This window comes from Devosia sp. P1_H9 (assembly GCF_056405135.1).
This window is the reverse complement of record NZ_JBFUCQ010000002.1, coordinates 268,546-295,158: the sequence shown is the minus strand read 5'-3', so window position 1 is coordinate 295,158 and position 26,613 is coordinate 268,546. Positions and strand designations below refer to the sequence as shown.

Annotated in this window: 29 protein-coding genes and 1 tRNA gene; 16 read left to right on the top strand and 14 right to left on the bottom strand. The window is 65.3% G+C overall.

Annotated features, from left to right (window positions below; translation table 11 throughout):
- Positions 1 to 87: 87 nt before the first annotated feature.
- From AC1DYL_RS04655 to AC1DYL_RS04645, 3 genes are all read left to right on the top strand, one after another.
- Positions 88 to 957 (top strand): TerC family protein, encoded by an 870-nt coding sequence (locus AC1DYL_RS04655; protein ID WP_477172217.1) that lies wholly within the window; start codon positions 88 to 90, stop codon positions 955 to 957.
- Between the two features lie 3 nt (positions 958 to 960).
- Entirely contained in the window at positions 961 to 1,932 is a 972-nt protein-coding gene (locus AC1DYL_RS04650) for a quinone oxidoreductase family protein (RefSeq protein WP_477149121.1), read from the top strand.
- 30 nt (positions 1,933 to 1,962) lie between these two features.
- Positions 1,963 to 2,052 (top strand) — tRNA-Ser (locus tag AC1DYL_RS04645).
- Positions 2,053 to 2,108: 56 nt separating this feature from the next.
- Here the strand turns inward: AC1DYL_RS04645 and AC1DYL_RS04640 are convergent.
- Positions 2,109 to 3,131, bottom strand: a complete 1,023-nt coding sequence (locus AC1DYL_RS04640) for an LLM class flavin-dependent oxidoreductase (RefSeq protein WP_477149122.1) — start codon at positions 3,129 to 3,131, stop codon at positions 2,109 to 2,111.
- Between the two features lie 206 nt (positions 3,132 to 3,337).
- Here AC1DYL_RS04640 and AC1DYL_RS04635 point away from each other — a divergent pair, with 206 nt between their 5' ends.
- Positions 3,338 to 3,553: a dodecin gene (locus tag AC1DYL_RS04635; protein ID WP_477158186.1), complete on the top strand. Its 216-nt coding sequence runs from the start codon at positions 3,338 to 3,340 to the stop codon at positions 3,551 to 3,553.
- A gap of 4 nt (positions 3,554 to 3,557) precedes the next feature.
- Here the strand turns inward: AC1DYL_RS04635 and AC1DYL_RS04630 are convergent, their stop codons facing one another.
- The gene (locus tag AC1DYL_RS04630; protein ID WP_477172216.1) at positions 3,558 to 4,106 is read right to left on the bottom strand and encodes a dihydrofolate reductase family protein; all 549 of its coding nucleotides are present in this window, start codon (positions 4,104 to 4,106) and stop codon (positions 3,558 to 3,560) included.
- 104 nt (positions 4,107 to 4,210) lie between these two features.
- Here AC1DYL_RS04630 and AC1DYL_RS04625 point away from each other — a divergent pair, with 104 nt between their 5' ends.
- From AC1DYL_RS04625 to AC1DYL_RS04610, 4 genes are read left to right on the top strand one after another with little or no spacing between them, the layout of a single operon-like run.
- Positions 4,211 to 4,849, top strand: coding sequence for a 5-oxoprolinase subunit B family protein (locus AC1DYL_RS04625; protein WP_477172215.1), 639 nt, complete (start codon positions 4,211 to 4,213; stop codon positions 4,847 to 4,849).
- Positions 4,846 to 5,736 (top strand): 5-oxoprolinase subunit C family protein, encoded by an 891-nt coding sequence (locus AC1DYL_RS04620; protein WP_477172214.1) that lies wholly within the window; start codon positions 4,846 to 4,848, stop codon positions 5,734 to 5,736. Before AC1DYL_RS04625 ends, AC1DYL_RS04620 begins: the two co-directional genes overlap by 4 nt.
- A complete protein-coding gene (locus AC1DYL_RS04615; RefSeq protein ID WP_477172213.1) occupies positions 5,733 to 6,476 on the top strand; it encodes a LamB/YcsF family protein in 744 nt (247 codons plus the stop codon). Before AC1DYL_RS04620 ends, AC1DYL_RS04615 begins: the two co-directional genes overlap by 4 nt.
- A 56-nt stretch (positions 6,477 to 6,532) precedes the next feature.
- On the top strand, positions 6,533 to 7,435 hold the full coding sequence (locus AC1DYL_RS04610) for a bifunctional methylenetetrahydrofolate dehydrogenase/methenyltetrahydrofolate cyclohydrolase (RefSeq protein WP_477172212.1): 903 nt from the start codon (positions 6,533 to 6,535) through the stop codon (positions 7,433 to 7,435).
- Here the strand turns inward: AC1DYL_RS04610 and AC1DYL_RS04605 are convergent.
- Complete coding sequence (locus tag AC1DYL_RS04605; protein ID WP_477149129.1) at positions 7,432 to 7,794, bottom strand: MmcQ/YjbR family DNA-binding protein; 363 nt, start codon at positions 7,792 to 7,794, stop codon at positions 7,432 to 7,434. The two genes, AC1DYL_RS04610 and AC1DYL_RS04605, sit on opposite strands and share 4 nt — an antisense overlap.
- Positions 7,795 to 7,913: 119 nt before the next feature.
- Between AC1DYL_RS04605 and mgtE the strand changes: the two genes are divergently transcribed.
- From mgtE to AC1DYL_RS04580, 5 genes are all read left to right on the top strand, one after another.
- Positions 7,914 to 9,329, top strand: a complete 1,416-nt coding sequence (gene mgtE / locus AC1DYL_RS04600; RefSeq protein WP_477149130.1) for a magnesium transporter — start codon at positions 7,914 to 7,916, stop codon at positions 9,327 to 9,329.
- A 357-nt stretch (positions 9,330 to 9,686) separates the two neighbouring features.
- Entirely contained in the window at positions 9,687 to 10,364 is a 678-nt protein-coding gene (locus AC1DYL_RS04595; protein WP_477172211.1) for a glutathione S-transferase family protein, read from the top strand.
- Positions 10,364 to 10,792 (top strand): DUF1489 family protein, encoded by a 429-nt coding sequence (locus tag AC1DYL_RS04590; protein ID WP_477172210.1) that lies wholly within the window; start codon positions 10,364 to 10,366, stop codon positions 10,790 to 10,792. The genes AC1DYL_RS04595 and AC1DYL_RS04590 overlap by 1 nt, the downstream gene beginning before the upstream one ends.
- The gene (locus AC1DYL_RS04585) at positions 10,792 to 11,139 is read left to right on the top strand and encodes a DUF4180 domain-containing protein (RefSeq protein WP_477172209.1); all 348 of its coding nucleotides are present in this window, start codon (positions 10,792 to 10,794) and stop codon (positions 11,137 to 11,139) included. Before AC1DYL_RS04590 ends, AC1DYL_RS04585 begins: the two co-directional genes overlap by 1 nt.
- A gap of 144 nt (positions 11,140 to 11,283) precedes the next feature.
- Positions 11,284 to 12,186, top strand: coding sequence for a division plane positioning ATPase MipZ (locus AC1DYL_RS04580; protein ID WP_477149134.1), 903 nt, complete (start codon positions 11,284 to 11,286; stop codon positions 12,184 to 12,186).
- Positions 12,187 to 12,210: 24 nt separating this feature from the next.
- Here AC1DYL_RS04580 and AC1DYL_RS04575 read toward each other — a convergent pair whose 3' ends face one another.
- Together AC1DYL_RS04575 and AC1DYL_RS04570 are read right to left on the bottom strand one after the other, a co-directional pair.
- Positions 12,211 to 12,489 carry a hypothetical protein gene (locus AC1DYL_RS04575; RefSeq protein WP_477149135.1) on the bottom strand — a complete coding sequence of 93 codons (279 nt, stop codon included), beginning with the start codon at positions 12,487 to 12,489 and terminating at the stop codon, positions 12,211 to 12,213.
- A 60-nt stretch (positions 12,490 to 12,549) separates the two neighbouring features.
- Positions 12,550 to 14,211 (bottom strand): SPOR domain-containing protein, encoded by a 1,662-nt coding sequence (locus tag AC1DYL_RS04570; RefSeq protein WP_477172208.1) that lies wholly within the window; start codon positions 14,209 to 14,211, stop codon positions 12,550 to 12,552.
- Between the two features lie 291 nt (positions 14,212 to 14,502).
- Here AC1DYL_RS04570 and clpS point away from each other — a divergent pair, with 291 nt between their 5' ends.
- The 3 genes from clpS (at position 14,503) to AC1DYL_RS04555 (ending at position 18,104) form a co-directional block, all read left to right on the top strand.
- Complete coding sequence (gene clpS, locus AC1DYL_RS04565) at positions 14,503 to 14,904, top strand: ATP-dependent Clp protease adapter ClpS (protein WP_477158178.1); 402 nt, start codon at positions 14,503 to 14,505, stop codon at positions 14,902 to 14,904.
- 10 nt (positions 14,905 to 14,914) lie between these two features.
- Complete coding sequence (gene clpA / locus AC1DYL_RS04560; protein ID WP_477149138.1) at positions 14,915 to 17,287, top strand: ATP-dependent Clp protease ATP-binding subunit ClpA; 2,373 nt, start codon at positions 14,915 to 14,917, stop codon at positions 17,285 to 17,287.
- Between the two features lie 76 nt (positions 17,288 to 17,363).
- Positions 17,364 to 18,104: an SDR family oxidoreductase gene (locus AC1DYL_RS04555; protein ID WP_477172207.1), complete on the top strand. Its 741-nt coding sequence runs from the start codon at positions 17,364 to 17,366 to the stop codon at positions 18,102 to 18,104.
- 1 nt (position 18,105) lies between these two features.
- On the opposite strand, the gene AC1DYL_RS04550 is transcribed toward AC1DYL_RS04555, so the two are convergent.
- The 9 genes from AC1DYL_RS04550 to AC1DYL_RS04510 form a co-directional block, all read right to left on the bottom strand.
- Complete coding sequence (locus tag AC1DYL_RS04550; protein WP_477172206.1) at positions 18,106 to 19,854, bottom strand: SulP family inorganic anion transporter; 1,749 nt, start codon at positions 19,852 to 19,854, stop codon at positions 18,106 to 18,108.
- Positions 19,855 to 19,932: 78 nt separating this feature from the next.
- Positions 19,933 to 20,196, bottom strand: coding sequence for a helix-turn-helix domain-containing protein (locus tag AC1DYL_RS04545; RefSeq protein ID WP_477149141.1), 264 nt, complete (start codon positions 20,194 to 20,196; stop codon positions 19,933 to 19,935).
- Between the two features lie 112 nt (positions 20,197 to 20,308).
- Complete coding sequence (locus tag AC1DYL_RS04540) at positions 20,309 to 20,944, bottom strand: YoaK family protein (RefSeq protein ID WP_477172205.1); 636 nt, start codon at positions 20,942 to 20,944, stop codon at positions 20,309 to 20,311.
- Complete coding sequence (locus AC1DYL_RS04535) at positions 20,941 to 21,366, bottom strand: HIT family protein (protein ID WP_477172204.1); 426 nt, start codon at positions 21,364 to 21,366, stop codon at positions 20,941 to 20,943. The genes AC1DYL_RS04540 and AC1DYL_RS04535 overlap by 4 nt, the downstream gene beginning before the upstream one ends.
- Positions 21,363 to 22,691 carry a glycosyltransferase gene (locus AC1DYL_RS04530; protein WP_477149144.1) on the bottom strand — a complete coding sequence of 443 codons (1,329 nt, stop codon included), beginning with the start codon at positions 22,689 to 22,691 and terminating at the stop codon, positions 21,363 to 21,365. The genes AC1DYL_RS04535 and AC1DYL_RS04530 overlap by 4 nt, the downstream gene beginning before the upstream one ends.
- A gap of 145 nt (positions 22,692 to 22,836) precedes the next feature.
- Positions 22,837 to 24,003, bottom strand: coding sequence for a GNAT family N-acetyltransferase (locus AC1DYL_RS04525; protein ID WP_477172203.1), 1,167 nt, complete (start codon positions 24,001 to 24,003; stop codon positions 22,837 to 22,839).
- Complete coding sequence (locus AC1DYL_RS04520; RefSeq protein WP_477172202.1) at positions 23,996 to 24,757, bottom strand: glycerophosphodiester phosphodiesterase family protein; 762 nt, start codon at positions 24,755 to 24,757, stop codon at positions 23,996 to 23,998. Before AC1DYL_RS04520 ends, AC1DYL_RS04525 begins: the two co-directional genes overlap by 8 nt.
- 77 nt (positions 24,758 to 24,834) lie before the next feature.
- Positions 24,835 to 25,299 (bottom strand): RidA family protein, encoded by a 465-nt coding sequence (locus AC1DYL_RS04515; protein WP_477149147.1) that lies wholly within the window; start codon positions 25,297 to 25,299, stop codon positions 24,835 to 24,837.
- Positions 25,280 to 26,608, bottom strand: a complete 1,329-nt coding sequence (locus AC1DYL_RS04510) for a DNA polymerase IV (RefSeq protein WP_477172201.1) — start codon at positions 26,606 to 26,608, stop codon at positions 25,280 to 25,282. The genes AC1DYL_RS04515 and AC1DYL_RS04510 overlap by 20 nt, the downstream gene beginning before the upstream one ends.
- Between the last annotated feature and the right edge of the window lie 5 nt (positions 26,609 to 26,613).

The following is a 26,613-nucleotide window of genomic DNA, read 5'->3' as shown; positions in this document are numbered from 1 at the left end:
CCTGTGCTGAGCGGGCCGCGAACTCTTTCAACTGTGGGCTCAGCGCCCTAAGTATGTCGCCACGCCAAAAACAAAACGGAGCTGTCGATGCTGGAACTCCTCTACGATCCCAACGTGTGGGCCGCCTTCCTGACCCTCACCGTGATGGAGATCGTTCTCGGCATCGACAACATCGTCTTCATCTCGGTACTGGTTTCGCGCCTACCCAAGGAGCAGGCCGACAGGGCCCGCCGCCTCGGCCTGTCGCTGGCGCTGATCTTCCGCATCCTGCTGTTGCTGGTGATTTCGTGGGTCATCGGCCTGACCCAGCCGGTATTTGACTTCAATGGCTTTGCCCCGTCGTGGAAGGACCTCATCCTCATCGCCGGTGGCGCCTTCCTGATCTACAAGGCGACGCACGAGATGCATGCCGAGATCGAGGAGCCGCACGAGCCGGACCTGAAGAAGCAGGCGAGTATGGCCTTCGCCGCGATCATCAGCCAGATCATCGTGATCGACATGGTGTTCTCGATCGACTCGATCGTCACGGCAGTCGGCATGGCCGACCATGTCGAGGTGATGATCGCCGCGGTGATCGTCGCGGTCGGCATCATGTTCGTGGCGTCCGGCCCGGTGGCCGACTTCGTCGCCAAGCATCCGACCACCAAGATGCTGGCGCTGGCCTTCCTGCTGCTGATCGGCGTGTCGCTGGTCGGCGATGGCCTCGGCTTCCACATTCCCAAGGGCTATATCTACGCCGCGATGGGCTTCTCGGTGCTGGTCGAAGCGATCAACATCATTGCCAAGGAGCGCCGGAACAAGCGCGCCGCCGCAGCCGGCCTGCCGCACAAGGCCGCCGCCGCCGCGCTGGTGCCGGCAAACGCCGCCGCTGAAGCGATCGCGCCGTCCAAGCCGAAGCCCAAATCCACGCCGTCGTCGCGCGCCCGCGCGAAGCCCAAGTCAGCGCCGAGGAAGTAAGCCATGAGCCGCGCCTTCGTCGTCCGAGAGTATGGTGGCCCCGAGCAGCTGAAGCTCGAACAGGTCGAAGTTGGTGCGCCCGGCGAAGGGCAGCTCAAGATCCGCAACAAGGCGATCGGGCTCAACTTCGTCGATGTCTACCAGCGCACCGGGCTCTACAAGACGCCACTACCGTTCACCGCGGGCAACGAGGGGGCCGGCGAGGTGATCGCTGTCGGTCCGGGCGTTGCCGGCTTCAAGGTCGGCGATCGCATCGCCTATCAGGGACCAGTAGGGGCCTATGCCGACGAGCGATTGCTGCCGGCCGAGAAGGCCGTGCATCTGCCGGACGGCATCAGCTACGAGGTGGCCGCCGCCGCGTTGCTGAAGGGCGCCACCGCATTCTACCTGCTGCACTGGACGCATGAGCTGAAGGCGGGCGAGACCATCCTAGTCCACGCGGCCGCCGGCGGCACCGGGCAGATCCTCACGCAGTGGGCCAAGGCCATCGGCGCCAATGTCATCGGCACCGCCGGCTCCGAGGAGAAGTGCGAGATCGTTCGCAAGAACGGCGCCGACCTAGCGATCAACTACAAGACCGACGACTTCGTGGCGCGGGTGAAGGAGTTCACCGGGGGCAAGGGCGTCGACGTGGTCTATGACGGGGTGGGGCAGGCGACGTTCGAGCCGTCGCTCGACTGCCTCAAGGTGCGTGGCCTGATGGTCAGCTTCGGCAACGCCTCGGGCCCCGTGTCGATCCCAAAGCTCGGCATCCTTGCCGAGAAGGGGTCGCTTTATGTCACGCGACCGACTGGGGCGGGGTACTTCCGTACGGCGGAAGACCTGCGCATCGCCGCAGATGCACTGTTCAACCTCATCGAGCTGGGCAAGATCAAGATCGCCATCGACCAGACTCGCCCCCTCGCCGAAGCCGTGGAAGCGCAGAAGGCGCTCGAGGCGCGGGCCACCACCGGCTCGACGCTGCTCTTGCCGTAAGGCGCGGCTGACGCTAAACGCGTGACCGTCGGGCAGGTGGCAGAGCGGTTGATTGCTCCGGTCTTGAAAACCGGCGAACGTGAAAGCGTTCCGGGGGTTCGAATCCCTCCCTGCCCGCCATTCCACCAGATCGACAGCCGGAGCGACCGGACGGATGCCCGGTCGCCAAGAGCCGACTAGCGCCAGCCGAGCGCGGGCGCTACGTGGGTCAGGATGGATTCGATTACGTGGGCGTTGTAGTCGACGCCCAGCTGGTTGGGGACGGTGAGCAGCAGCGTGTCGGCGGCCTTGATGGCTTCGTCTTCGGCCAGTTCCTTGACCAGCACGTCGGGCTCGGCGGCGTAACTGCGGCCGAAGACCGCCTGCTTGCCCGGCTCGATGTAGCCGAAATGGTCCTGGCTCTGGCCATCGCCGCCGAAATAGGCGCGGTCCATGTCGTTGACCAAAGCGAAGATCGAGCGGCTGACCGAGACGCGCGGCGTACGCGTGTGGCCCGCATCGGCCCAGGCCTTGCGGTAGGCGGCGATTTGCTCGGCCTGCTGGATGTGGAAGGGCTTGTCGGACTCGGCCATGACGAGGGTCGAGCTCTGCAGGTTCACCCCGAGCGTGCCGGCCCATTGCGCCGTGGGGGTCGTCGCGGCGCCCCACCAGATGCGGTCGCGCAATCCCTCCGAATGGGGCTCGAGACGCAGCAGCCCGGGCGGATTGGCAAACATCGGCCTCGGGTTGGGCTGCGCGAAGCCCTTGCCCTGCAGCACGTCTAGGAAGACCTCGGCATGGCGGCGGGCCATGTCGGCGTCGGTCTTGCCTTCCTCTGGGGCGTAGCCGAAGTAGCGCCAGCCATCGATTACCTGCTCGGGCGAGCCACGGCTGATGCCGAGCTGCAGGCGGCCGCCGGCGATGATGTCGGCGGCGCCGGCGTCCTCTGCCATGTAGAGCGGGTTCTCGTAGCGCATGTCGATGACAGCGGTGCCGATCTCGATGCGGCTGGTCTTGGCGCCAACGGCCGCCAGCAGCGGGAACGGTGAAGCCAGCTGCCGCGCGAAATGGTGGACCCGGAAATAGGCGCCGTCAGCCCCCAGCTCTTCGGCCGCGACCGCAAGGTCGATGGACTGCAGCAAGGCGTCGGAAGCCGACCGGGTCTGCGACTGCGAGGAGGGCGTCCAATGCCCAAACGAGAGAAAACCGATCTTCTTCAATGTCGTACAACCTCGAGTTTTCGCGGAAAGGGCGGCTCACCATCGGGCGGCGCGGCCTTATCACGGTATTCTGTCGACGGCATTTAGCAAGAACCGGGCGCCGACGCGACCCTTGACAGTCCTTGCGAAAGAGAGCGCCGTAACTTGTCTGCCGGATCACGGCGGCATCAGGCTCATCGCCCGTTCTTCAACCGAAGGGGACTGACATGCCAAACCACGTCTACAAGAAGATCGATCTCGTCGGCTCGTCGTCGGTGTCCATCACCGACGCCGTCGAGGGGGCCATCGCGCGGGCCAGCAAGACCACGAGGAACCTCGAATGGTTCGAGGTCGAGCAGGTGCGTGGCTCCATCTTCGAGGGGAAGGTCGCCCAGTATCAGGTGGTGCTGAAGGTCGGCTTCCGCATCGAAGATCCGAGCTGATCGCTTACGGGCGCACCCACTGGGTCTGCACCACGCCACGGTCGATCAGTTCCATGTCGCGAGCTTCGAGGCCTGCGCCGGGAAGGACAAAGCGCGGGTGTCCTTTGCTGAAGCAGGGGATGCCATCCTCGAGGCTGAGCCCACGGACTTCCGACAGCACGAAGCGGTCGTAGAAGGGGATGAAGTGGTCGAACGTGCCGGTCCCGCCGGTGATGGCGATCACGCCTTTGGCGATGCCGAGGCGCTCCAGCACCACGCCGATCTCCATGCCGGACGGGTTCCACAGCGTGGTCAGCGCGTCGTCCGGATCGGGCCGCAGGTCGGCCACGGAGCGGCTGAGCACGAGACGGCGACGGCCGGGATTGGGATGCCGTGTGTGCCCGAGCCGGCCCAGCACCACCAACGCCGCCGCGTCGAGCGCCGCCTGGAAGATGCGCCAGTCGGCCTCATTGCGCAGCGCCGGTGGCATGGTGCCGCCGGCGGCGGCGATCATGCCGTCCACCGAGACGATGGCGTGGCCTTCGACGATGACGCTGGAGTCGGGAATGGACATGATCCGGCTCTAGCGCGCCGCACGACCGGCAGCAAATGGAGATTGGGGCTTTCGGCGCGGCGGGCCCATGCTAGGTCAGGAGCGTGAGCGTCCGGAGCCCAAATTTGACACCGCTGATCCTGCCACTGGGCGACCGGGGACTGCTGGTGCGGTTCGGCGAGACGCTGTCCGACGAGGCCAACCGCGCGGCGATTGACCTTGCGACGCGGGTTGAGGCAGCAGACGTTCCCGGTGTCGTCGAGGTAGTGCCGAACCTTGTCTCGGTGCTGCTGCGTTACGAGCCCGCGACGATCACTTTCGACCGACTGGCTGGTGAGGTGCGGCTACTGATCTCCGGTCCGGGTAACGCGGTGCCCCCTGGGAGGCGGCACAAGGTGGCGGTGACGTTCGATGGCGCGGACCTCGAGGAGGTGGCGAGTCTTGCGAAGCTGTCGGCTACAGCATTCGTCGCGGGCCACAACGTCGCGCCGCTGCGCGTGCTGGCGACCGGGTTTGCCCCGGGGTTCATCTATTGCGGCATGCATGCGGAGGCACTGGTCGTGCCGCGGCGCACGGTCGTGCGACGGCAGGTGCCGGCTGGTACCGTGCTGTTTGCGGCGGGGCAGACGGCGATAACGTCGACGCCGATCCCGACCGGGTGGCATGTCATCGGCCGCACCGGCTTTCGGAATTTCGATCCTGCTCGTGAACCACCAACGACGGTGCGCGCCGGCGACCAGATTCGCTTCGAGGTTGCCTCGTGATCTCGATCCGCATCGTTCGTGCCGGGCCGCTGGTAACACTGCAGGATGGTGGGCGGCCGGGGCTGCTGCGACATGGGATCAGCGCCTCGGGTCCAATGGATCGCGCGGCGTTCGAGCGCGCCGGGGGCTGGCTCGGCGCGGCTGGGGCGACCGGGATCGAGTTCACGATGGCAGGGTTGAGCTTTGCGGTCGGCGGCAACGTGAGCATGGCCTGCGATGGTGGAGTGTTCGAACTGAGCATCGACGACGTGGCTCAATCCTGGCCGACGCGGGCGGTGCTGAAGGCGGATGCCGTAGTCGACATCAGGCCGGGCCCGGCGGGCAATTATGGCTATCTGCGGTTCGATCGGGAGATCGACGTGCCCTTGGTGATGGGCAGCCGGTCCACCAGTTCGATCGCCGGGATTGGCGGGTATGGTGGACGGGCCCTGATGGCTGGTGATCTCCTGAGCCTCGGCGACCCGTCGCCCCGGCGTCCATCGCAACATCCGCGGCCGACACCGGTGACGGATGGCCCCATTCGTATCGTCTGGGGCATCCACGCCGATCGCTTCTCCGCCGTGACGCGTCAGCGGTTCGTTACGGAAAGCTTCGTCGTGTCGCCGCAGTTGGACCGGATGGGGGTGCGACTGGGAGACCGCGGTGGGGTGTTCGCCGATGCGAAGATACTGTCGCTGGTTTCCGATGCCGTGGTGCCGGGGGATATCCAGATCCTCGGCGATGGAACACCGATCGTGCTGATGCGGGATCACCAGCCGACCGGGGGCTATCCGCGGATCGCGACCGTTGCATCGGCGGATTTCGATCGGTTCGCGCAGTTGCGGCCAGGGGCCGAGGTGCGGTTCGAGCCAGTGACGGTGGCGCATGCTGAAGGACTGAAGCGGTGAACGAACTCGATCTCAATGCCGACCTTGGCGAGGGCATGCCGCACGATGCGGCGCTGCTCGACATCGTCTCGTCGGCCTCGATTGCCTGTGGCGGGCACGCAGGCGACGAGACGACGATGCGGTTGGCCCTGCGCGCTGCCAAGGCGCGCGGCGTGGCGGTGGGGGCGCATCCGGGGTTTGCCGATCGCGAGCATTTCGGACGGCGTCGGCTGTTCCTGCCGCCGGAGGAGCTTGACGAGCAGGTGCGCAGCCAGGTGCAGATGCTGGTGGAGTTCGCCGAGGAGGAAGGTGTCCCGGTGCGGTATCTGAAGCTGCACGGTGCGCTGGCCAACATGGCCGCCGAAGAGCCGGCGGTGGCGGCGTTGTGCTTCGCCTCGGTCACCGGACTGGTGCCGGGGCTGTCGGTGCTGGCGATCGACGACAGTGCACAGGTCGAGGTGGCGGAGACGCTTGGCTATCCGGTGGTGCGGGAGGCGTACGCCGATCGGGCCTATCAGCCCCACGGGCTACTGGTGCCGCGGTCGGAGTCGGGGGCGGTGCTGCACGACGCTGGCGCGATTGCAGAGCGGGCAGTGCGGCTGGCGCGGGCTGGGGAGTTGGTGGCGATCGACGGGTCGGTGATCCAGACCCGGGCCACCTCGCTCTGCATTCACGGCGATACCGAGGAGGCGGTAGCGATTGCGCGCGCCGTGCGGCAGGCGCTGCAGGCGGAAGGGATCGCGATCCGCGCGCCTTACTGAGGTTGCACCGGCGCGCGACTTGTTCCATATCGGCGGCTCCAGCCCAAGGAGCCTCCATGACCGCCAAGATCATCGACGGAAAGACCTATGCCGAGGGGCTGCGCGCGCGCATCGCCGGCCATGTCGAGCGGCTGAAGCGGGAGCACGACGTGACGCCGGGGCTGGCTGTGGTGATCGTCGGGCATGATCCCGGTAGCCAGATCTATGTGAGTCAGAAAGCCAAGCAGACCGTCGAGGTCGGCATGCACTCGGAAAAGTACGAGCTGCCCGAGGACGCTTCGGAGGCCGAAGTGCTGGCGCTGGTCAAGAACCTCAACGAGGATCCGGCCATCCACGGCATCCTGGTGCAGCTGCCGCTGCCCAAGCAGATCGACCCCAACAAGGTCATCGCCACCATCTCGCCGGACAAGGATGTCGACTGCTTCACCCCGGCTAGTGTCGGCAAGGTGCAGATCGGCCTTCCCGGCCCGGTATCGTGCACGCCTCTCGGCTGCCTGATGCTGCTGCGCGACACGCTCGGCTCGCTCGAAGGACTGAACGCAGTGATCGTCGGGCGCTCGAACCTCGTCGGCAAGCCCATGGCGCAACTGCTGCTGCGCGAGAACTGCACGGTGACGGTGGCGCACTCCAAGACCAAGGATCTCGCGGACGTTGTGCGCCGGGCCGATATCGTCGTGGCGGCGGTCGGCCGGCCGCAGATGATCAAGGGCGACTGGATCAAGCCGGGCGCCACAGTGATCGACGTGGGCATCAACCGCATCCCGGCGCCGGAGCGCGGCGAGGGCAAGACGCGGCTGCTTGGGGACGTCGACTTCGCGGCCGCGTCGGAAGTGGCAGGAGCGATCACGCCGGTGCCAGGTGGTGTCGGGCCGATGACCATCGTGTGCCTGTTGGCCAATACGGTGACGACGGCATCGCTGATCAACGGCATCGAGCCGCCGAGGGATTTGACGCCCTAAGACTTCGAGGCGGCGTACGCGTCGGCCAACCGCTTCGGGGCGCGGAACCGCCAAGCGTCCTCCAGTCGCAGCGACAATTCTTCGTCGCCAATGACTTCGAGCCGCACCAGCAGGCCCGGCCAGCCTTTGAAGTGGTCGGTCTGCCAGTAGATGTCGGGCGCCATCTCCATCAGCAGCTCCTTCTGCTCAAGCGGGCAGTGGAGGACCATCTCCTGCGGGCCGCGCACCGAGGCGAAATTCTTGCCCTTCACTTTGATCGATGGCGCGCCGTAGCTGGTGGATTGACTGACCTCGGGCAGGCCTAGCGCCGAGCACAGGCGCAGCATGCGGGCCATCTCGGCTTCCTTGGTCCTCGCCATCGCCATCTCCCTCTGAGCGAAGCAAAAAACAGCGGTCGACTGGGCAGCAAGTCTGGCGCATCTGCAACCGATTGGCTACACCAGCCTTGAACCCGAAGCGCCAGCCTCCCGGGGTCTCCATGACCAACGAATCCGACATCGCGGAAATCGGGGAAACCCGGCCCGATCCGAACGCGCTTCGCGGCCCGGACGATCACCTTAACCAGGAGTGGATCGAGCGCCTGCGCGCCCACTTGTCGGCTGGCGAAGAGCATGACGTCGCCGAGATGATGGAGCCGCTGCACGCATCCGATGCGGGCGACGTGCTGGAGGCGCTGGAGCAGGACGAGCGCGTCGCGCTTGTCCAGATGCTGGGCGATAAGTTCGACTACCTGGCGTTGACCGAGGTCGACGACAACGTTCGTACCGACCTGATCGAGGAACTGCCCGCCGAGGACGTGGCCCGCGGCGTCGCGACGCTCGACAACGACGACGCCGTCTACATCCTCGAGGACATGGATGCCGGCGACCGCGAGGAGATCCTCGCGCAGCTGCCGGCCTTCGAGCGGCTGAGCCTCAAGCGCAGCCTCGATTTCCCCGAGGACTCCGCCGGCCGGCGGATGCAGACCGATTTCATCGCCATCCCGCCGTTCTGGGCGGTCGGGCAGACCATCGACTACCTGCGCGTCGAGAAGGATCTGCCAGACGAGTTCTTCCAGCTCTACGTCGTCGATCCGAGCTACCGGGTGCTGGGCACCATTCCGCTCGACAAGTTCCTGCGCGCCAGGCGGCAGGTGCGGATCGAAGACCTGATGAACCGCGATGTCCTCACCGTCGATGCGACCGAGGACCAGGAAGAGGCGGCGCGCGACTTCGAGCGCTACGATCTCGTCGAAGTGGGTGTGGTCGATGAGAACAAGCGGCTCGTCGGCGTGCTGACGGTCGACGATATCGTTGACGTGATCCACGAAGAGGCCACCGAAGACATCAAGCTGCTCGGCGGCGTGGGTGATGAGGAACTGTCGGACAACGTGCTGTCGACCGTGCGCAGCCGAGCGCCGTGGCTGGTGGTCAACCTCTTCACCGCGATGCTGGCCTCGTTCGTCATCAGCCTGTTCAATGGCACCATCGAGCAGATGGTGGCGCTTGCCGCACTGATGCCCATCGTCGCCTCGATGGGCGGCAACGCCGGAACGCAGACCATGACGGTGACGGTGCGTGCGTTGGCGACGCGCGACCTCGATCGCGGCCGGGTCCGCCGGCTGATCACCCGCGAAGTCACCGGCGGCTTCCTCAATGGCTGCATCTTCGCGGTGCTGATCGGGTTGGTCACCTGGCTGCGCTACGCAAATCTGAGTCTGGGGCTGGTGATCGGCCTCGCCATGATCATCAACATGATTGCGGCAGGCAGCGCTGGAATATTGATCCCGCTGAGCCTCAACAGGCTGAAGGTCGACCCCGCGATCGCCTCCTCGGTGTTCGTCACCACCGTGACCGATGTCATTGGATTCTTCGCGTTTCTCGGGCTGGCGGGGCTGTGGTTCGGGCTGTTCTGAAAGCCGTCCACAAGTAATACACGACCTATCCACTGTGGCTTTCCCGCCACTTCCCAACCACGCCCTTGCCGGGTTAACGAATCATTACTGTCGCAATTCCGTCACTGTGTGTGGTTGCGGCAGCCCTGTGAACGGCAAGAAGGAGCTTTGATGAGAGGCCAATCAAAGACCGAATGGTGGCGTTCGGCAGTGCCGACGGTGTCCTGGACACTGGTCTGTTTGCTGGCAATGTCACTCGTGTTCACTATCGTTGCCGGCGCCTAGGACGGAGCGCAACTGGACCTGAAGGTCCTTCGATAGTACAGAATTTTGGAAGGGCGCCGGGCCACCGGCGCCCTTCCGCATTTGAGGCCTACCATGAAGCTAATCTTCGGCAACCGTAACTACTCGAGCTGGTCGCTGCGCGCCTGGCTGGTGCTCCGCCACTTTGGAATCCCCTTCGACGAGGACCTGGTCCTGCTCAGCGGCGAAGGCTGGAAAGAAAACCTCCGCAAAAAATCGCCGAGCGGCCGGGTGCCGGTGCTGGTGGATGGCGACGTCGTGCTCCCCGAGACGACCGCCATTTTCGAGTACCTGCACGACAAGTACTCGGCGAAGGGCATCTGGCCGTCCAACCGGGTCGAGCGGGCATATGCGCGCTCTGCCGCAGCCGAGATGCATGGCGGTTTCAACGCGCTGCGCGACGCTGCGCCGATGAACCTGCGTGCCTCGCATCCGGGCAAGGTCGATTTCGACGAGGTCGCCGATGACCTGAAGCGCATCGAGCGGCTGTGGGGCGATCTGCTGTCGCGCTCGGGCGGGCCGTATTTGTTCGGCGCGTTCAACGCCGCGGACGCGATGTTCGCCCCGGTGGCCACTCGCATCCGCACCTACGAGCTGCCGGTCAGCGACCTGGCGCAGGAATATGTCGAGGCGATCTATGCGCTTCCGGCGTTCCAAGAGTGGCTGGCCGAAGCGGTGAAGGAGCCCTGGGTGGTCGAACAAGACGAGATCGACATCATCAACGCCAAGCGGGACGCGGCCGGCAACGCATGATGCATATGATCAAGCTCTGCGTCGGTGTGGCGACGCTGGAGGAACTGGAGAGCTATCGCAACGAGCGGGCTCACTGGTGGGGCGCCGACTATGGCGAGGACGTCCATGTCCACCGCACCCGCACCATGCCCAAGCGCAAGGACGAGATGGAGGGGCAGGGCTCGATCTATTGGGTGATCTCGGGTGTCGTGCGCTGCCGCCAACCGATCCTGCGGCTCGCCGAAGCGGTGGATGAGCAGGGTCTGAAGTGCTGCGACATCATCATGGCGCCGGATATGGTGCGCACGATCCCGCGGCCGAAATCGCCGTTCCAGGGGTGGCGCTATCTCGACCCGAAGGACGCTCCGCCCGACATTGGCCAGGGCGGCTTCGAGGAGGAGGGCTCGATAGAGATCGCCGAGGAACTGGCACGATTGGGATTGATCTGATGGACGTGACTGAGATCAAGGGCGTCACTGTTGGCTTCTACGAGGGGCCGACCATCGCGACCGAAGCGGACTCGAACGATGTAATCGGCTCGACCTACGGGTTGGGCGTCGATCTCATCGCGATTCCTGTGGAGCGGCTGGTGGATGACTTCTTCTGGCTGAGCAGCAGGCTCGCCGGTGCCGTGCTGCAGAAGTTCCAGCAGTATGGCTTCCGGGTCGCCATCCTCGGCGACATTTCCCGCTTCACCGCCGAGAGCCCATCGCTGCGCGACTTCGTCTATGAGAGCAACAAGCGCGGACAGGTGCTGTTTCTTGCCGACCGCGCGGAGCTGGAAGCGCGGCTTTAGGGTGACGGTCTACGCCCGTCATCGGCAGATGCTGAAACACCCCTTGAACGGTGCAGGCGATCTCATCAATAGTTCCGGCGGGCAGATACATACCGAATCCCGAAATCGCGTCGCTTCGGGTCACCGGAGCGGCAGGGGAGACTGATGGGCAGGACAGGGACGCATGTCATTGTCGTGGGCAATGAGAAGGGCGGCTCAGGCAAGTCGACCACTGCATTCCATCTCGCCGTTTTCCTGATGTATCAAGGCTTTCGCGTCGCCTCGATCGACGTCGACAGCCGCCAGCAGACCCTCACCCAGTACGTCCGCAACCGCCGCAACTGGGCCCAGGCACACGACCTGAAGCTGCCGCATGCGACGCACTATCACCTGCCACTGTCGAAGTCGGATTCGGTCAAGGAGAACCAGCGAGTCGAGTTCGACCTGTTCCGGCAGGCGATCATCGAGGTCGAGGGCGACGCGGACTTCCTGATCGTCGATACGCCGGGTTTTGACACCCATCTAACTCGGCTGGCGCACTCGCTGGCCGATACGCTGATCACCCCGCTGAACGACTCGATCATCGACCTCGACGTGATGGCGCACGTGGATCCGGTAACCGGCGATCCGCGGGAGATGAGCCATTACGCACGGCTGGTGCAACGGGCGCGGACCGAGCGGTTGTCGATCGATGGACGGACCATCGACTGGGTGATCGTGCGCAATCGCATCTCGATGCTGCCGTCGCGCAGCACCCGGATCGTACAGGGCGCCATAGAGAAGATTGCAGTAAGGCTCGGTTGCCGTGTGGCAGAAGGCATAGCCGAGCGCGTGATCTTTCGCTCGCTGTTCCCGACCGGGATGACCGTGTTCGATCCGCTCGACGAAGAGATGCTCGGCGGGCTGCCTTCGATGTCGCATCTCAGTGCCCGTCAGGAGTACCGCGCGCTGGTCGAGGCGCTGAAGCTGCCGGTGAGCGAGCGGGCCAAGGCGCGGATCGAAGGCGAGAAGGCGCTGGCCGCCACGGCGGGCGAGCCGGTCACCTTCGAGCACATGGCCGGCGAATAGACCTCAGGCGCGGCGCGGCAGAACTCAGGTTCGCCGGGGCAGGGTGATGTGAACGGCGCGTGCGCCGTCCGGATCGAACACGTCGAGTTCGATCTCGACATGCGGCATCAGCATGCGCCGGGTGCGGGCGCTGAGTGCCATCACCACGCCGAGCAGATCCCCGACACCGCGGCGCTTGAGGCCCGGATTGAAGCGCGTCACCATGGCGTTGACCGCCTGCCTGCGGACAACGGCATCTTCGGACGCGAGGGCCGACTGCCCTACAAATCGGGCGAGTTCGGATAGGCTAGACGTATCGCTCATTTGGGCTACTCCAACACAGGCCACAAATTCGCTTCCCTGGGGCGGCTGCCTTTCGCGTGCTTAGGACTGCATCGCGAGGCAGCTCATCTTGGCTTTCTTGAGCTCGTTGCACACACCGGCCGCATCTTCACGGCCGCCGAAGCCGCCGAAGCGTGCGCGGAAGAACACTTGCCCGTTCTTCTCGAACCGCTCGACGTAAGAACGGAACCCGGTGAGGTCGCCGACCTTGGAAGAGGCATCGGTGATCAGCGAGTTGGCGCCACCTTCGGTGGGCGCAGCGCCGATCTGGACGATCCAGCCACCGGTGACGGCCTGCGGCTCCTCGGTCACGGTTGCGACCTGCAGCGCCGGCGGAGGGGTCTGGTCCTCGATGATATCTGGCGCGGTGTCGCCGATGCCGCCCGACGTCATCAGGTCGATCGGCTGGCCTTCCTCGCCGATGCCGACAGGCGGCAGCAGCGGAGCGGACGGGGCGGTCTGGCCCAGCGGGGCCGGGGCTGCGCCGAGCGAGAAGGTATCGCTGAGCCAGGCGCCGATCACATCGAGCGGACGCTCTTCCTGCGGGGCGATGCTGGCGATGGTCGGCCGGGTGGCGAGAGTGTTCGCTGCCTGTACTGCCTCGTCGAAGCCGAGGTCGGCCGGACGTGCCTCCGGCAACGGCGCGGCTTCGCCGATGGAAGCGACGACGATATCGTCGGGCTGCTGCGCGGCTTCCACCGGCTGCAGCTTGGCCGTGACGCTCACCGTGCCGCCATCGAGGCGGAAGGATGGGTAGGGGGCAGGCATGACCGGCACCGGATCGGCGGAGGCGACCATGACGGTGGCGCCCTTGCGGCCAGGCTGCGGGATCATTGCGACATCGAGATAGCCGCCACTGCGGCTCTTGGGCAGGTACTTCTTGACCAGCTCGCGCACCTTCGCATCGCGGGCGCCGCTGGAATCGAAGCCGAACCCGGCAACGACGATGTGGTGTCCATCGGCGCGGGCGGCGGTGAGCAGGTTGAAACCCGAGGCATTGGTGTAGCCGGTCTTGATGCCGTCGACGCCATTGTTGCCGAGCAAGCGGTTGTGGTTGCCGTAGGTGCGCTTGCCGTACGAGAAGCTCTTGGTCTGGAAGAACTCGTAGTAGTTCGGGAAGTGCTGGTAGACGGCGATGCCGAGGATGGCCTGGTCGCGCACCGTGGTAACCTGGCCCTTGTCCGGCAGGCCCGAGGCGTTGCGGTAGGTGGTGCTGGCCATGCCGAGCGCCTTGGCTGTCGACGTCATGCGCTTTGCGAACGCGCTCTCTGAGCCGGAGATGTTCTCGGCGATGACGCGGGCAATGTCGTTGGCGGAAATGGTGACGATCGCCTTGATGGCGTTCTCGACGGTGATGGTCGAGCCGGCCTTGAGGCCGAGCTTGGTCGGCACCGCCTGCGAGGCGTATTTCGAGACGGTGAACTTGGTCTTCAAGGTAATGTTACCGGCCTCGAGTTCCTGGAACAGGACGTAGAGGGTCATCACCTTGGTGACGGACGCCGGGTAGCGCGCGGCGTTTGCCGAGCTCTCGTACATCACCTTGCCGGATTTGGCGTCGATTACGATGCCCGCGAACTTGCGCGGCACGGACGCGGCGTCGGCTGCGCTGACCATGGGCAGGATCAATGCAAAGGCCAGCATCACCGCTGCCACAAGGCGCGAAAACAGCCCGCGCATAAGGGAAAAATGCTTTTGCGAAAGCACCCGGTACTCCAACTACTCTCGGGCGGTAACGCCACCCGTACTCTACTCTTGGAGAAGCGGCGGCAGGTCCTCCCCAAACGAGACCCGCCACGCTCCCTGTCAGACGGCAGCTTAGGCAAGCGGTCTTACCATTCCGTAAAATGCGATGGATTTCGGGCACTTGGTTAAGCGGAGGTGACCCGCGCGACCTGCTCCAAAGTTTAGGTAGTTCGGCACTTAACAGTGGGGGAGTTTTGCCTACATAATGGCCTCACCATGCTGCTTCGAACCGATCTTCCCCAGACCCGAGCCATGCGTGCAGCCATCGACCTGACGCTCCTGACGGTTGGCGCCTCTGGCGTACCGCTGCGCGGGGCCGACGACGACCGCAAGGACGGCAACGGCAATGGGGGAAGCAAGAACGATACGGCGACCATCACCAAGCCGAAGACCAAGAGCAAGCGGCCCAGCCTCTACCGGGTGCTGCTGCTGAATGACGATTACACTCCCATGGAGTTCGTCGTCCTGGTGCTGCAGGATGTGTTCAACAAGACCCGCGAAGAGGCCATGCGCATCATGCTTCACGTCCACAACCAGGGCGTAGGCGAATGCGGCGTGTTCCCCTTCGAGGTGGCCGAGACCAAGGTCACCCGGGTCATGGACGCGGCGCGCAAGAACCAGCACCCACTTCAGTGCGTGATGGAAAAGCAATAGGAACCGACATATGCCCTCTTTCTCCCGCGGACTTGAGAAGGCCCTCCATCAGGCAATGAACCTGGCCCGCGAACGGGCGCATGAGTTCGCGACCCTGGAGCACCTGCTGCTTGCCCTGACTGACGACCGTGACACCATCGCGGTGCTCACCGGTTGCGACGTCGACATCGAGGCTCTGAAGTCGGACCTCGAGGACTTCATCAACGAAGAGCTCGACAGCCTCGTGGTGCCCAACGGGCAAGATGCGCGGCCGACGGCAGCATTCCAGCGCGTCATCCAGCGCGCGGTGATCCACGTCCAGTCGTCCGGTAAGGAGGAGGTTACGGGTGCGAACGTGCTCGTCGCTATCTTTGCCGAGCGCGAGAGCCACGCTGCCTATTTCCTTGAGCAGCAGGACATGACGCGGCTCGACGCGGTCAATTTCATCTCGCACGGCATCACCAAGTCGGGCCAGACCGAGGAGCGGCGCGTGCGTGGCGCCGAAACTCCGAGTGGCAGCGGGCAGGGCGAGGAAGGCGAGCGGTCCGGCAACGGGCAGAGCTCAGCCTTGGCCGACTTCTGCGTGAACCTCAATGAGAAGGCTCGCGCCGGCAAGATCGACCCGCTGATCGGCCGCGACGCCGAGCTGCGCCGCACGATCCAGATCCTTTGCCGGCGGTCGAAGAACAACCCGCTCTATGTCGGCGACGCCGGCGTGGGCAAGACCGCCATTGCCGAAGGCCTGGCCCGCAAGATCATCGAAGGCGACGTGCCCGAGGTGCTGCGCGAGTCGGTGATCTACGCGCTCGACATGGGTTCTCTGCTAGCCGGGACCCGCTATCGCGGCGACTTCGAAGAGCGGCTGAAGGCCGTGATGAAGGAGCTCGAGAAGCACCCGGACGCTATCCTGTTCATCGACGAGATCCACACCGTGATCGGCGCCGGTGCCACTTCGGGCGGCGCGCTCGATGCCAGCAACCTGCTGAAGCCGGCTCTGGCTTCGGGCAACATCCGCTGCATCGGCTCGACCACATACAAGGAGTACCGCCAGTTCTTCGAGAAGGACCGGGCCTTGGTCCGGCGCTTCCAGAAGATCGACGTCGCCGAGCCGACGATCCCCGATGCGATCGAGATCGTGAAGGGGCTACGGCCGTATTTCGAGGACTACCATAAGCTCAAGTACACCGATGACGCCCTGAAGGCGGCTGTCGAGCTCAGCGCCCGGTACATCAATGATCGGAAGCTCCCGGACAAAGCGATCGACGTGATCGACGAGACCGGTGCCAGCCAGATGCTGCTGACCCCGGAGAACCGCAAGACCACGATCGACGTGGAGGATATCGAGCAGACCATCGCCACGATGGCCCGCATCCCGCCCAAGTCGGTGTCGAAGTCGGATACCGAACTGCTCGCCAACCTGGAAAGCAACCTCAAGACGGTGGTGTTCGGTCAGGACCAGGCGATCACTGCGCTCGCTTCGGCGATCAAGCTGGCCCGTGCCGGCCTGCGCGAACCGGAAAAGCCGATCGGCTCGTACCTATTCACCGGCCCCACCGGCGTCGGCAAGACCGAGGTGGCAAAGCAACTGGCGGATACGCTGGGTGTGGAACTGCTGCGCTTCGACATGTCCGAGTACATGGAGCGGCACACCGTTTCGCGGCTGATCGGTGCCCCTCCGGGCTATGTCGGCTTCGACCAGGGCGGCCTCCTCACCGATGGCGTGGATCAGCATCCGCACTGCGTGGTGCTGCTCGACGAAATCGAGAAAGCCCACCCGGACCTGTTCAACATCCTGTTGCAGGTGATGGACCACGGCAAGCTGACGGACCATAACGGCAAGTCCGTCGACTTCCGCAACGTCATCCTGATCATGACCTCGAACGTCGGTGCCATGGAGCTCTCCAAGGCGCCGATCGGTTTCGGCCGCAAGCGCGAGCAAGGCGACGACGAGGATGCGGTGAACCGGATGTTCACGCCGGAGTTCCGCAACCGCCTCGATGCCATCATCTCGTTTGGGCCGCTGCCGCCGGCAACGGTGCGTCGCGTGGTCGAGAAGTTCGTGCTGCAGCTCGAAGGCCAGCTGGCCGAGCGTGGCGTGACGATCGAGCTGACCCCGGAAGCGGCCGAGTGGCTGGCCGTCCGTGGCTATGACGAGAAGATGGGTGCGCGTCCGCTGGGCCGTGTGATCCAGGAGCACGTCAAGAAGCCGCTGGCCGACCAGGTGCTGTTCGGCGAACTGCAGAACGGCGGTTCGGTCACTGTCGCCGTGGTCGGTATCGGCCCGGATGCCAAGCTCGAGCTGATCGCGGTTCCGCCGCGGCCGGCCCGGCCCAAGGCGATCCCGGCGCCCAAGGCCAAGAAGCCGGCCAAGGCTGCCGACAAGCCGGCGGAAGAGAAAAGCTGAGTTCCCATGCAGGGACTAGACGAGGCCGGGAGCGATCCCGGCCTTTTTCTTGACGGTGAGACTTGGGGAGGAACGAATGGGACTTGCAGGCAAGACCATCGCGATAACCGGCGCTGCGAGGGGACTGGGAGCGGCCCTCGCCATCGTCGCGGCCGACCGCGGTATGATCCCCCTGCTGCTGGGGCGGAATGCGGCAGGCATTGGAGCGGTTGCCGAGGCGATCGAGGTGCGGACGGGAAAGCGCCCGGATGCATTCGTGTGCGACCTTGCCGATCCGGTGTCGGTGGCCGGTGCGGCAAGCAAGATCGGTTCGGTTTGCCCGGAGCTCGACATCCTGGTCAATTCCGGGTCGCAATGGGTGGGCGGCGCTTATCAGGCGATGACCGACGCGCAGATCGCGGCAGTGGTCGATTCCACCGTGACCGGAACGATGGCGCTGACCCGTCGGCTGCTGCCGCTGCTGCGGGCACGGCCGCATGCCGACATCCACACGGTGGTATCGATGAGCGGGCTGCCCTATGCACGGATGCGCGGCTCGTCGGTGCCGTTCGTCGCGGCGAAGCATGCACAGAACGGCTTTGTGCAGGCGCTGACCGAGGAGATGATCGGTACGAGCGTGCGGGTCACGTCGGTGCATCCGGGACATATCGAGGATAGCTCGCCGCTCGAGGAGGGCTGGGACGTGCCGCGCGGCGCGGCCGATCCGCTGACCGATCGCGATGTGGTGGAGGCGATCCTCTATGTGCTCGGCCAGCCACCGAACGTGGCGATCCGCTCGCTGGTGATCGAGCGGCAGCAGACCGAGTTCCTGTCCTGACCTAGGCCGGAACCGCGGGTTCCGAGCCGTTTCGTCGCGTGATTTCGCGGTGCGCTGCGGCGATCGCTGCTTCGATGGTGCTTTCGTAGATCACCTCCGGTGGCCGTACCCCGTGCGACGTCAGGGACTTTCGCACGGCAGGCGTGGTGCCCGAGATCAGCAGCACGACGTGGTGGCGGGCGGCTTTGCGGGCGATGCCCTCGATGGTGTTGGCGGCGGTCGAGTCGATGAAAGGTACCGCCGAGAAGTCGATGACGAAGGCGCGGTGCTGGTCGGCGATGCGGTCGAGGACCGAGCCAACCGTCGATGCAGCGCCGAAGAAGAAGGCGCCGGTGATGCGGTAAACAGCGACGTCGGGGTCGGTGGCGATGCTGGGATCATAGGGACCGCGGGCCGCGCCGGCACTGTCGGCCTGATCCTCGGGGACGGGCGGTACGTGCACCTCTACGCCGGCCGATTGCGCCATGCGGTGGATGAAGAGCAGCGCGCCGAGCGCAAAGCCGACGACGATGCCCTCGGTGAGGCCGCGGAAGACCGTGAGGCCGAAGGTCGCGAGCAGCACCACGGCGTCGCCGGGTGACGTCCGGAGCAGCGTGGCGAAGGCCTGCTTCTCCGCCATGTTCCAGGCAACGACCACCAGCACACCAGCCAGCGCTGCAAGCGGGATGAAGCTCGCCAGAGGTGCCGCGACCAGCATGAACAGCACGATGAAGGCGGAGTGGAACATGCCGGCGAGCGGGCTGCGGGCGCCCGAGCGGACGTTGGTGGCAGTACGGGCCACAGTGCCGGTGGCGCAGATGCCGCCGAACAGCGCCGAGCCGATATTGGCGATGCCTTGGGCGACGAGCTCCATGTTCGATCGATGCCGCCGGCCGGTCATGCCGTCGGCCACCATGGCGGAGAGCAGCGACTCGATGGCCCCGAGCAGGGCGAATGAGATGGCGTCGGGCAGGACGGCCTGCGCCTTGTCGAGCGAGAACGACGGCAGCGAGGGACTGGGCAGGGAGTTGGGGATGCCGCCAAAGCGGGTGCCGATCGTCTCGACGGGCAGGTTCAGCAGCGCCGCGGCCAGCGAAGCGGCAATGACGGCGATGAGAATGCCGGGCCAGTGCGGCCGCCAGCGCCTCAGCCCCACGATGATGCCGACGCTGAGGGCAGCGATGCCGAGCGCGGCGGGGCTCGTCGTGCCGATGCCGCCGGCAAGCGCCTCGAGTTTGGGAAGAATATCTCCGGGAACTGCAGCCGGCAGCTTGAGTCCGAACAGATCCTGGATCTGGCCGACGAACAGGATCACGGCGATGCCAGAGATGAAGCCGACGGTCACCGGGTAGGGTATGAACTTGATGTAGCTGCCGAGGCGGAACACGCCCATCAGCAGCAGGAATATCCCGGCCATGATAGTGGCGAGTAGCAGCCCGTCGAGCCCGTGCCGGCTGATGGTGGCGGCGACCAGCACCGTGAAGGCGGCGGCCGGGCCGCCGATCTGGAAGCGGCTGCCGCCCAGCGCCGAGATTAGGAAGCCACCGATGGCCGCCGTGAACAGCCCTCGTTCGGGCGTGGTGCCAGAGGCGATGGCAATGGCCATGGAGAGCGGCAGCGCGACGATGGCCACGGTCAGCCCGGCCAGAACGTCCGCCCGCAGGTCGGCGAGACCATAGCCCTCGCGGAGGACTGTGATCAGTTTGGGGGTGAACAGGTCGGCGAGTGCGGGTGGCCGAGCGGCGCGGGAAGTCGGGGCAGTACTGGCCATCGGATCATTCGCCTTTCGCTAACAAGCGCGGCGATCATCGGGGGCTGGGGCCGTGATCGCCCGTATGACGTCTGGAACTCAATCGATCTTGGGCATGGGTCGTCGGAGGCGCACGCCGCGGCCGCCCGTGTCGCTGCGGGCGTTGTCGCCGATCAGTTCGACGCCCGCCTCGTTCAGCGCTTCGATCACCTTGGTGAGGGTTTCGACGATGCCACGCACGGTGCCGTCGCTGGCCTCCATCCGCTGGATCGTGGGCAGCGACACCCCGGCCATGTCGGCCAGCGTCTTCTGGTCGATACCGAGCAGGGCCCGAGCGGCACGGAGTTGCGAGGCAGTCATCATCGGGTGCTAACGCCTGGACCAGCAAGTCTAGGGTAGAATGTCGACGAACTAATGCTCAGAACATCACTGTTGAGAGGCTAGCACCTCTGCCGGGAGTCGCAAAGCGTATGGACTAGTCCGGCCTGCGGACGATGAAGCCGATCATGAACAGCAGGTACACCGCTCCCGGGATGACCAGCGCCCCGACTTGCCAATATCCGTAGGCGGCAGCGCCAATGAAGGCGCCGAACAGCAGCGCAAACCAGACCAGCAGGTGCTGGGCCCAGCGCAACGGCGGGGCTTCGCGGCGGACGGCGCGCGCGAGATCCTGGCCTACTGCGAACAGCGTCCCGGTGACGAAGGTAGTGCCCAGCCGGACGGCGCCGGGTTGCGGCAGCACCGCGTTCTGTGCCCCCGCGGCAGCCGCCAGCGCGAGCATCGCCTGTGCGGCGGAAAAGCCGTTGGTGTGGAGCGTCAGGGTTATGAGCAGGCCGGCAATCACGATGGCCAGCACGCCGACCCGGCCGCGACGATTGCCGATACTGGAGACTAGGCTGCCGAGAAAGCTGCCGATGACGAACATGACCACGAGACCGGCGGGGAGTGCCAGCGCGGGGCCCAGATGTGCGAGGCCGGCGCCCAGTTGCGTGGTGTTGCCGCTCATGAACGAGGTGTAGAAGCCGCCCAGTTCGATGAAGCCGACGACGTCGATCATGCCCGCAGCAGCGGTCAGCAGCAAGCCCAGGGAGAGATGCGGCGCCGGAGTCACGTCAGATTGGCTGCAATCGCCTTGGCCTGCGCGGCAAGCTCGGCATCGTCGGCCTTGCCGCTGTCGCCGTGCCGGCCGACGGGGATACCTTCGTAGACCGGGATCACGTGGAAATGCAGGTGGAACACCGACTGGCCGGCTGGCGCTTCGTTGTACTGCACGACGCGGATGCCATCGGGGTTGAGGGCGGTCTGGGTGGCCTTGGCGACGCGCTGCACCTGGCCGATCGCTCTGGCGAGGACCGCCGGATCGGCGTCGAGCAGGTTACGCGAGGCCGCCTTGGGGATGATCAAAACGTGACCCTTGGACTGCGGGAAGATGTCCATCATGACGAAGACATCGGCATCCTCGTAGACCTTGTGCGATGGGATTTCGCCGCGGATGATCTTCGAGAAGATGTTGCTCGGATCGTAGGCGGTCACGAGGCGGTCTCCATCACGTCGTCGGTGTCGTAGAAGTTGCCCGGGTAGCTCTCGATCGTCTCCTCGACGATGTCGGCGGCGAGGCCGGTGCCATCCTCGAGGACGAGGCGGTCGCGGAGTTCGGTCGCGGCGATCTGGAACGTGGTGTCGGTGGCGAGTTCATCGAGCGCCGAGGCGAGGATGCCCGGGGTAAGTTTCCGCAGGCGCACCGGGGCAGGGCCGCAGCCGAGTTCGTAGACACGGCGGCCCCAGTAGGGCTGGTCGAAGAAGTGCGGCACGACGAAGGTCGGGCGGCCGGCATAGAGGCCGGCGTAGGTGGTGCCGGCACCGCCGTGATGGACCAGCGCCTTCATCAACGGGAACAGCTTGGTGTGGGGTGCCTTGTCGATGGTGTAGACCGTCTCAGGTAGGTCCTCGGCCTTGATGCCGCCCCAGCCCTTGCCGACTACAGCGCGGCCGCCCCATTCCTTCAGCGCCTTGGTGATGATCTCGGTGTTGCGCGCGGCGCCCCAAGGCATCGAGCCGAAGCCGAGATAGATCGGCGCTTCGCCGGCATCGAGGAACTTGCGGAACGACGCGTCGGGTTGCCAATTGGTGATGTCGTCGAGCCGCCAGAAGCCGGTGACGGTGGTGGTCTCCGGCCAATCGCCGGGGCGGGGGGAGATCACCGGGGAATAGGCGTGCAGCGCCGGGATCGGTTCGCCGCGGGCGTTCTTGGAGAAGCCCGAGCGCTTGCGGCTACGGAGGCCGAGGAGCTTGGCGCGCATCCGGTCGCGCGGGAAATCGTAGTAGCTCTGGTGCGCCGCCTGGACCACGTAGCTCAGCCGGTTGAACAGCGGATCGAGGCTGATGCGATTGAACAGCGGCTCTGGCTGCGGGCCGTCATAGCCAAAGTAGGGGAACTCGCCCGTCGGGTTGATCGGTTGGAAGGCGGTCATGATCGCCGGGATGTCGAGCGCCTCAGCGATGTCGACGGCGAAATTGGTGGTCTGGTGGAAGATGATGGCGTCGACGTCCTGGGCGGTGGCCCAGAGGTGCCGGCAGGCCTCCTTCATGATCTTCTGGCCGTCGCGCAGGAGCTTTGGCGCATAGAGTAGCGAGTTCTTCGACATGACATTGTCGAACTGGCTCTGCCGCATGAAGGCCTGGATGTCGCTGCCCAGCGTCGCGAACTCGACGCCGTGGCCGGTGACGAAACCCTCGAAATCGCTGGTGGCGCAGAGCACGACCGAATGCCCGCGCTTCTTCAGCGCGAGCGACAGCGCGACGAAGGGCTGAACGTCTCCCATCGTACCAATCGCGGCTATGGCGATGCGCTTGCTCATTCAGTCTCCGTCGGCCTCGGGATGAGGCGGGCGTCATATCCATCGCGAGTGTGGTCTGGCTGAGGCGGCAAGGTACCGCGCCAGACCCAAACCCGTCCAGTGTGGTGCTTTCGAACCATAGTGGCGAAGTCCGCGCAACTCCCAGCTATTGCGGGTCCCCATGTCTGAATGGGGTGTAGCGCTCCAGTGCCTCCTGTTCGCGCGCCACCGATGCGCGTTCCTGCGCGACGAAACGGGACACCGCGTCGCGGAGACCAGGGTGGCCGATCCAGTGAACGGAGCGGGTGGTGGCGGGAGCGTAGCCCCGCGCCAGCTTGTGCTCGCCCTGCGCGCCGGCCTCGACCACCGGCAGCTGGTGCGCGATGGCGAAGTCGATGGCCTGGTAGTAGCAGAGCTCGAAATGGAGGAACGGCACGTTGCGGGTGGCGCCCCAGTAGCGGCCGTAGAGCCGATCGTGCCCAATCATGCTGAAGGTGCCGGCGATAGGCTCGTCGCCGTCATAGGCGAACATCAACAGCACCCGGTCGGCCATGGCCTCGGAGAGCAGCGAGAAGAAGCGGCGGTTGAGGTAAGGCCGACCCCACTTGCGGCTGCCGGTATCCTGGTAGAACTCGAAGAACGCGTCCCAGACACTCTCGGTGAGGTCGGCGCCGGTGAGCCATTTCACCGTCAGACCGTCGGCCTCCAGCGCATCACGGCGCTCGCGACGGGTAACCTTGCGGTGACGCGATGACAGGGTGCCGAGGAAGTCCTCAAAGCTCGAGAAACCGTCATTGTGCCAGTGGTACTGGGTGTCGTGGCGCACCAGCCAGCCGGAGGCGCGGGCGAGATCGGCCTCGGCCTCGCTGACGAAGGTGGCGTGGACCGACGAGATGTTGTTGCGGGTGGCGAGCGTTTCGGCGGTGCGGATCAGCGCGGTGCGGCTGGCGTCGTCGCGGGCGAGGAAGCGTGGGCCGGTCACCGGGGTGAAGGGCACGGCGCATTGCAGCTTGGGGTAGTACTCACCGCCGGCGCGGGCGAAGGCATCGGCCCAGCCGTGGTCGAAGACATATTCGCCCTGCGAGTGCGACTTGAGGTAGAGCGGCATGGCCCCGACCGGGGCGCCGCCACTGTTGCTGAGCAGGATGTGCTGCGGCTGCCAGCCGGTGCGGTTGGAGGCAGAGCCGGACTGCTCCAGCGCCAGCAGGAAGCGGTGATCGAGGAAGGGGTTGTCGACTACCCCGTCATGACCCGGCGCCAGTCCGTTCCATACCTCCGCGGGGATCTCCGCGATGGAGCTGAGCACGTCGGCGCTGAGCGTTTCCTCAGGCACTTGGCGGATCGAATCCCTCGAATACGATCTGGTCGGCTTTGCCGAGGACGGCGAGCGCCGCGGCGGGCGACTTGATGGTCCAGGCGGTGACCGGCATGCCGAACGAGCGGAACAGCTTCACTGCCGGCAGATCGAGCGACTTGTCGCGGCAGGAGATGAAATCGAACCGGCTCACCGGCCAGTGCAGCAGGTGGCGCAGCACGAACTTGGTGGCGTCACTCAGGTGCTGATCCCATTCCGGTTCGTCATAGGCATAGGTGACGATGCCGACCGGCATGGTGGCGCCGCGCTTCTTCACCTCGACGATCAGCTTGGGATCGAAGGATTCGAGCGTCACCGGACCGCGATAGCCCTTGAGCGCATCCATCACGGTCTGCGCCAGCACCTCGGTGGAGGACTTGTCCGGCTGCTGCTTCAGTTCGATCTGCAGCAGCACGCGGCCGTTGATCTGGGCGAGGAACTCGCTGAAGCGCTGCGGCGTGTCGCCCGTGGCGCTGTCGAGCAGGGTATAACTGGCGAGTTCGGCCATGGTGCGGGCGCCGACGGGGCCAGCGACGCCGGTCAGCCGGTCGAGATCGTCGTCGTGGAAGATCATCGGGATGCCGTCGCGGCTGAGCTGGACGTCGCACTCGATGGCGTAGCCGCCCTCCATCGCCGCCGCGAAGGCGCTCGCGGTGTTCTCGATGATGCCGCGACCGCGGTCATGCAGACCGCGATGGGCGATTGGGCGGTCGAAATTGGGTTTGGCGCTCATGCTTCTAAGCCGTCATATGGGGTTCAGGACGCGCCGGCGCTAGCAGCCCCGCATGACACTTTCGCGTCGCCGCCGCCTCAGTCCTCGACTTCGATGATGCCTTCGACTTCGACGGCGGCGCCGAGGGGCAGGGAGGCCATGCCGACGGCCGAACGGGCATGTTTGCCCTTGTCACCAAGCACGCCGACGATGAGGTTCGAAGCGCCGTTGGCGACGAGGTGCTGTTCGGCGAAGTCAGGCGTCGAGGCGACGAACACCGTGAGCTTCAGCACGCGCTTGACCTTGGCGAGGTCGACGCCGGCGCTATGGACGATCTGGCTGAGGAAGTTGACTGCTGCGAGTTCGGCGGCGTTGCCGCCCTGGACGACGTTCATGGTATCGCCGAGCAGGCCGACCGCCACGCCATCGGGCCCCGAGGAGATCTGGCCCGAGACATAGATGATGTTGCCCGTGCGGGTGACCGGAATGTAGGTCGCGACCGGCGCTTTCGGCTGCGGCAGCTCGTAGCCATATTCGCGGAGCTTATCGAGGGGGCTGGTCATCCTGGTTCTCTTCGTCTTTGTCTGCGTTGCGGGCGGCGCGAGCCTTCACCCGGTCGTATAGCTTGCCGCGGATCACCGCGTCCCGTCCGAAGCGATCGCGTACACGATCAATGGCCCGTTCGGCGGCGGCGCGCCGCGCGATTCCCGGCTCGATCAGGTCGACCGGATCGACGCCGTCTGCCTCCGAAATGCCGCTGACGCCGATGCCGATCAAGCGGAACGCCGTCCCGTCGATCTCGCGAGCGAGAAGCTGCAAGCCGGTCTCGTAGAGCACGTTGGCAAGCTGTGTCGGGATCATCAATTGCCGGGCCCGGGTGCGCAAGCGAAAACCGGCGGACTTGAGCTTGAGGGTGACGGTATCGCCGAGGATCGACTTGGCCTTGAGCCGCTCCGACAGGCGTTCGCAGAGGGCCAGCAGCTCGGTCGAGAGGTCGTCGAAGCTCTTGAGGTCGGCGTTGAAGGTGGTCTCTGCAGAAACCGTCTTCATCTGGTCGTCGGTGGAGACGATGCGGGCATCTTCGCCGCGGGCCAGACGAGAGAGCCGGGCGCCGGAATCGCCATAGAGGCGCATCAGCTTTTCGGGTGGCGTCGCCTGCAGCTGGCCGATGGTGTCGAACCCGTCCTTGCGCAGCGTTTCCGCGAACACCTTGCCGACGCCGTAGATCAACGTGACCGGTTGGCGGGCGAGGAAATCCACGGTTTCGGCCCGGCCGATCACCGCGAAGCCGCGCGGCTTGTCCAGGTCCGAGGCGACCTTGGCGAGGAACTTGTTGTGGCTGAGGCCGACTGAGATGGTGACGCCGATCTCCTGCTCGACCTTGCGGGCGAAGCGGGCGAGGACCACGGCGGGCTTGGCCTTGTGCAGAGCCTCCGTGCCGGTGAGGTCGAGGAACGCCTCGTCTATCGAAAGCGGTTCGACCAGCGGCGTGAGCTGGTCCATCAGCACGCGGATCTCGCGGCTGACCGTGACGTATTTCTGCATGTTGGGCGGGATGATCACCGCGTGGGGGCAGAGTTCCTTGGCCTTGAACATGGGCATGGCGGAGCGCACGCCGTACTGCCGGGCGATGTAGCAGCAGGTCGAGACCACGCCCCGAACTCCGCCGCCGATGATCAGCGGCTTGTCGACGAGGCTCGGATCGTCGCGCTTTTCTATCGATGCGTAGAAGGCGTCGCAGTCGACGTGGGCGATGCTCAGCGCGCCGAGCTCGTTATGCGCGATGATTCTCGGTGAACCGCATGTGCTACAGCGACTGGGGGCGTCGAGAGCCTCCAGCGTTGCCGAACAGTCGCGGCAGATCGAGAGCATGGCTC

Excerpts from the sequence above, each read along its gene's own strand:
- AC1DYL_RS04655 (WP_477172217.1), top strand. The coding sequence starts at position 88 with ATGCTGGAACTCCTCTACGATCCCAACGTGTGGGCCGCCTTCCTGACC.
- AC1DYL_RS04650 (WP_477149121.1), top strand. The coding sequence starts at position 961 with ATGAGCCGCGCCTTCGTCGTCCGAGAGTATGGTGGCCCCGAGCAGCTG.
- AC1DYL_RS04635 (WP_477158186.1), top strand. The coding sequence starts at position 3,338 with ATGCCAAACCACGTCTACAAGAAGATCGATCTCGTCGGCTCGTCGTCG.
- AC1DYL_RS04630 (WP_477172216.1), bottom strand. The coding sequence starts at position 4,106 with ATGTCCATTCCCGACTCCAGCGTCATCGTCGAAGGCCACGCCATCGTC.
- AC1DYL_RS04610 (WP_477172212.1), top strand. The coding sequence starts at position 6,533 with ATGACCGCCAAGATCATCGACGGAAAGACCTATGCCGAGGGGCTGCGC.
- AC1DYL_RS04605 (WP_477149129.1), bottom strand. The coding sequence starts at position 7,794 with ATGGCGAGGACCAAGGAAGCCGAGATGGCCCGCATGCTGCGCCTGTGC.
- mgtE (WP_477149130.1), top strand. The coding sequence starts at position 7,914 with ATGACCAACGAATCCGACATCGCGGAAATCGGGGAAACCCGGCCCGAT.
- AC1DYL_RS04595 (WP_477172211.1), top strand. The coding sequence starts at position 9,687 with ATGAAGCTAATCTTCGGCAACCGTAACTACTCGAGCTGGTCGCTGCGC.
- AC1DYL_RS04590 (WP_477172210.1), top strand. The coding sequence starts at position 10,364 with ATGCATATGATCAAGCTCTGCGTCGGTGTGGCGACGCTGGAGGAACTG.
- AC1DYL_RS04585 (WP_477172209.1), top strand. The coding sequence starts at position 10,792 with ATGGACGTGACTGAGATCAAGGGCGTCACTGTTGGCTTCTACGAGGGG.
- AC1DYL_RS04580 (WP_477149134.1), top strand. The coding sequence starts at position 11,284 with ATGGGCAGGACAGGGACGCATGTCATTGTCGTGGGCAATGAGAAGGGC.
- AC1DYL_RS04575 (WP_477149135.1), bottom strand. The coding sequence starts at position 12,489 with ATGAGCGATACGTCTAGCCTATCCGAACTCGCCCGATTTGTAGGGCAG.
- clpS (WP_477158178.1), top strand. The coding sequence starts at position 14,503 with ATGCGTGCAGCCATCGACCTGACGCTCCTGACGGTTGGCGCCTCTGGC.
- clpA (WP_477149138.1), top strand. The coding sequence starts at position 14,915 with ATGCCCTCTTTCTCCCGCGGACTTGAGAAGGCCCTCCATCAGGCAATG.
- AC1DYL_RS04555 (WP_477172207.1), top strand. The coding sequence starts at position 17,364 with ATGGGACTTGCAGGCAAGACCATCGCGATAACCGGCGCTGCGAGGGGA.
- AC1DYL_RS04550 (WP_477172206.1), bottom strand. The coding sequence starts at position 19,854 with ATGGCCAGTACTGCCCCGACTTCCCGCGCCGCTCGGCCACCCGCACTC.
- AC1DYL_RS04545 (WP_477149141.1), bottom strand. The coding sequence starts at position 20,196 with ATGATGACTGCCTCGCAACTCCGTGCCGCTCGGGCCCTGCTCGGTATC.
- AC1DYL_RS04530 (WP_477149144.1), bottom strand. The coding sequence starts at position 22,691 with ATGAGCAAGCGCATCGCCATAGCCGCGATTGGTACGATGGGAGACGTT.
- AC1DYL_RS04520 (WP_477172202.1), bottom strand. The coding sequence starts at position 24,757 with ATGAGCGCCAAACCCAATTTCGACCGCCCAATCGCCCATCGCGGTCTG.
- AC1DYL_RS04515 (WP_477149147.1), bottom strand. The coding sequence starts at position 25,299 with ATGACCAGCCCCCTCGATAAGCTCCGCGAATATGGCTACGAGCTGCCG.
- AC1DYL_RS04510 (WP_477172201.1), bottom strand. The coding sequence starts at position 26,608 with ATGCTCTCGATCTGCCGCGACTGTTCGGCAACGCTGGAGGCTCTCGAC.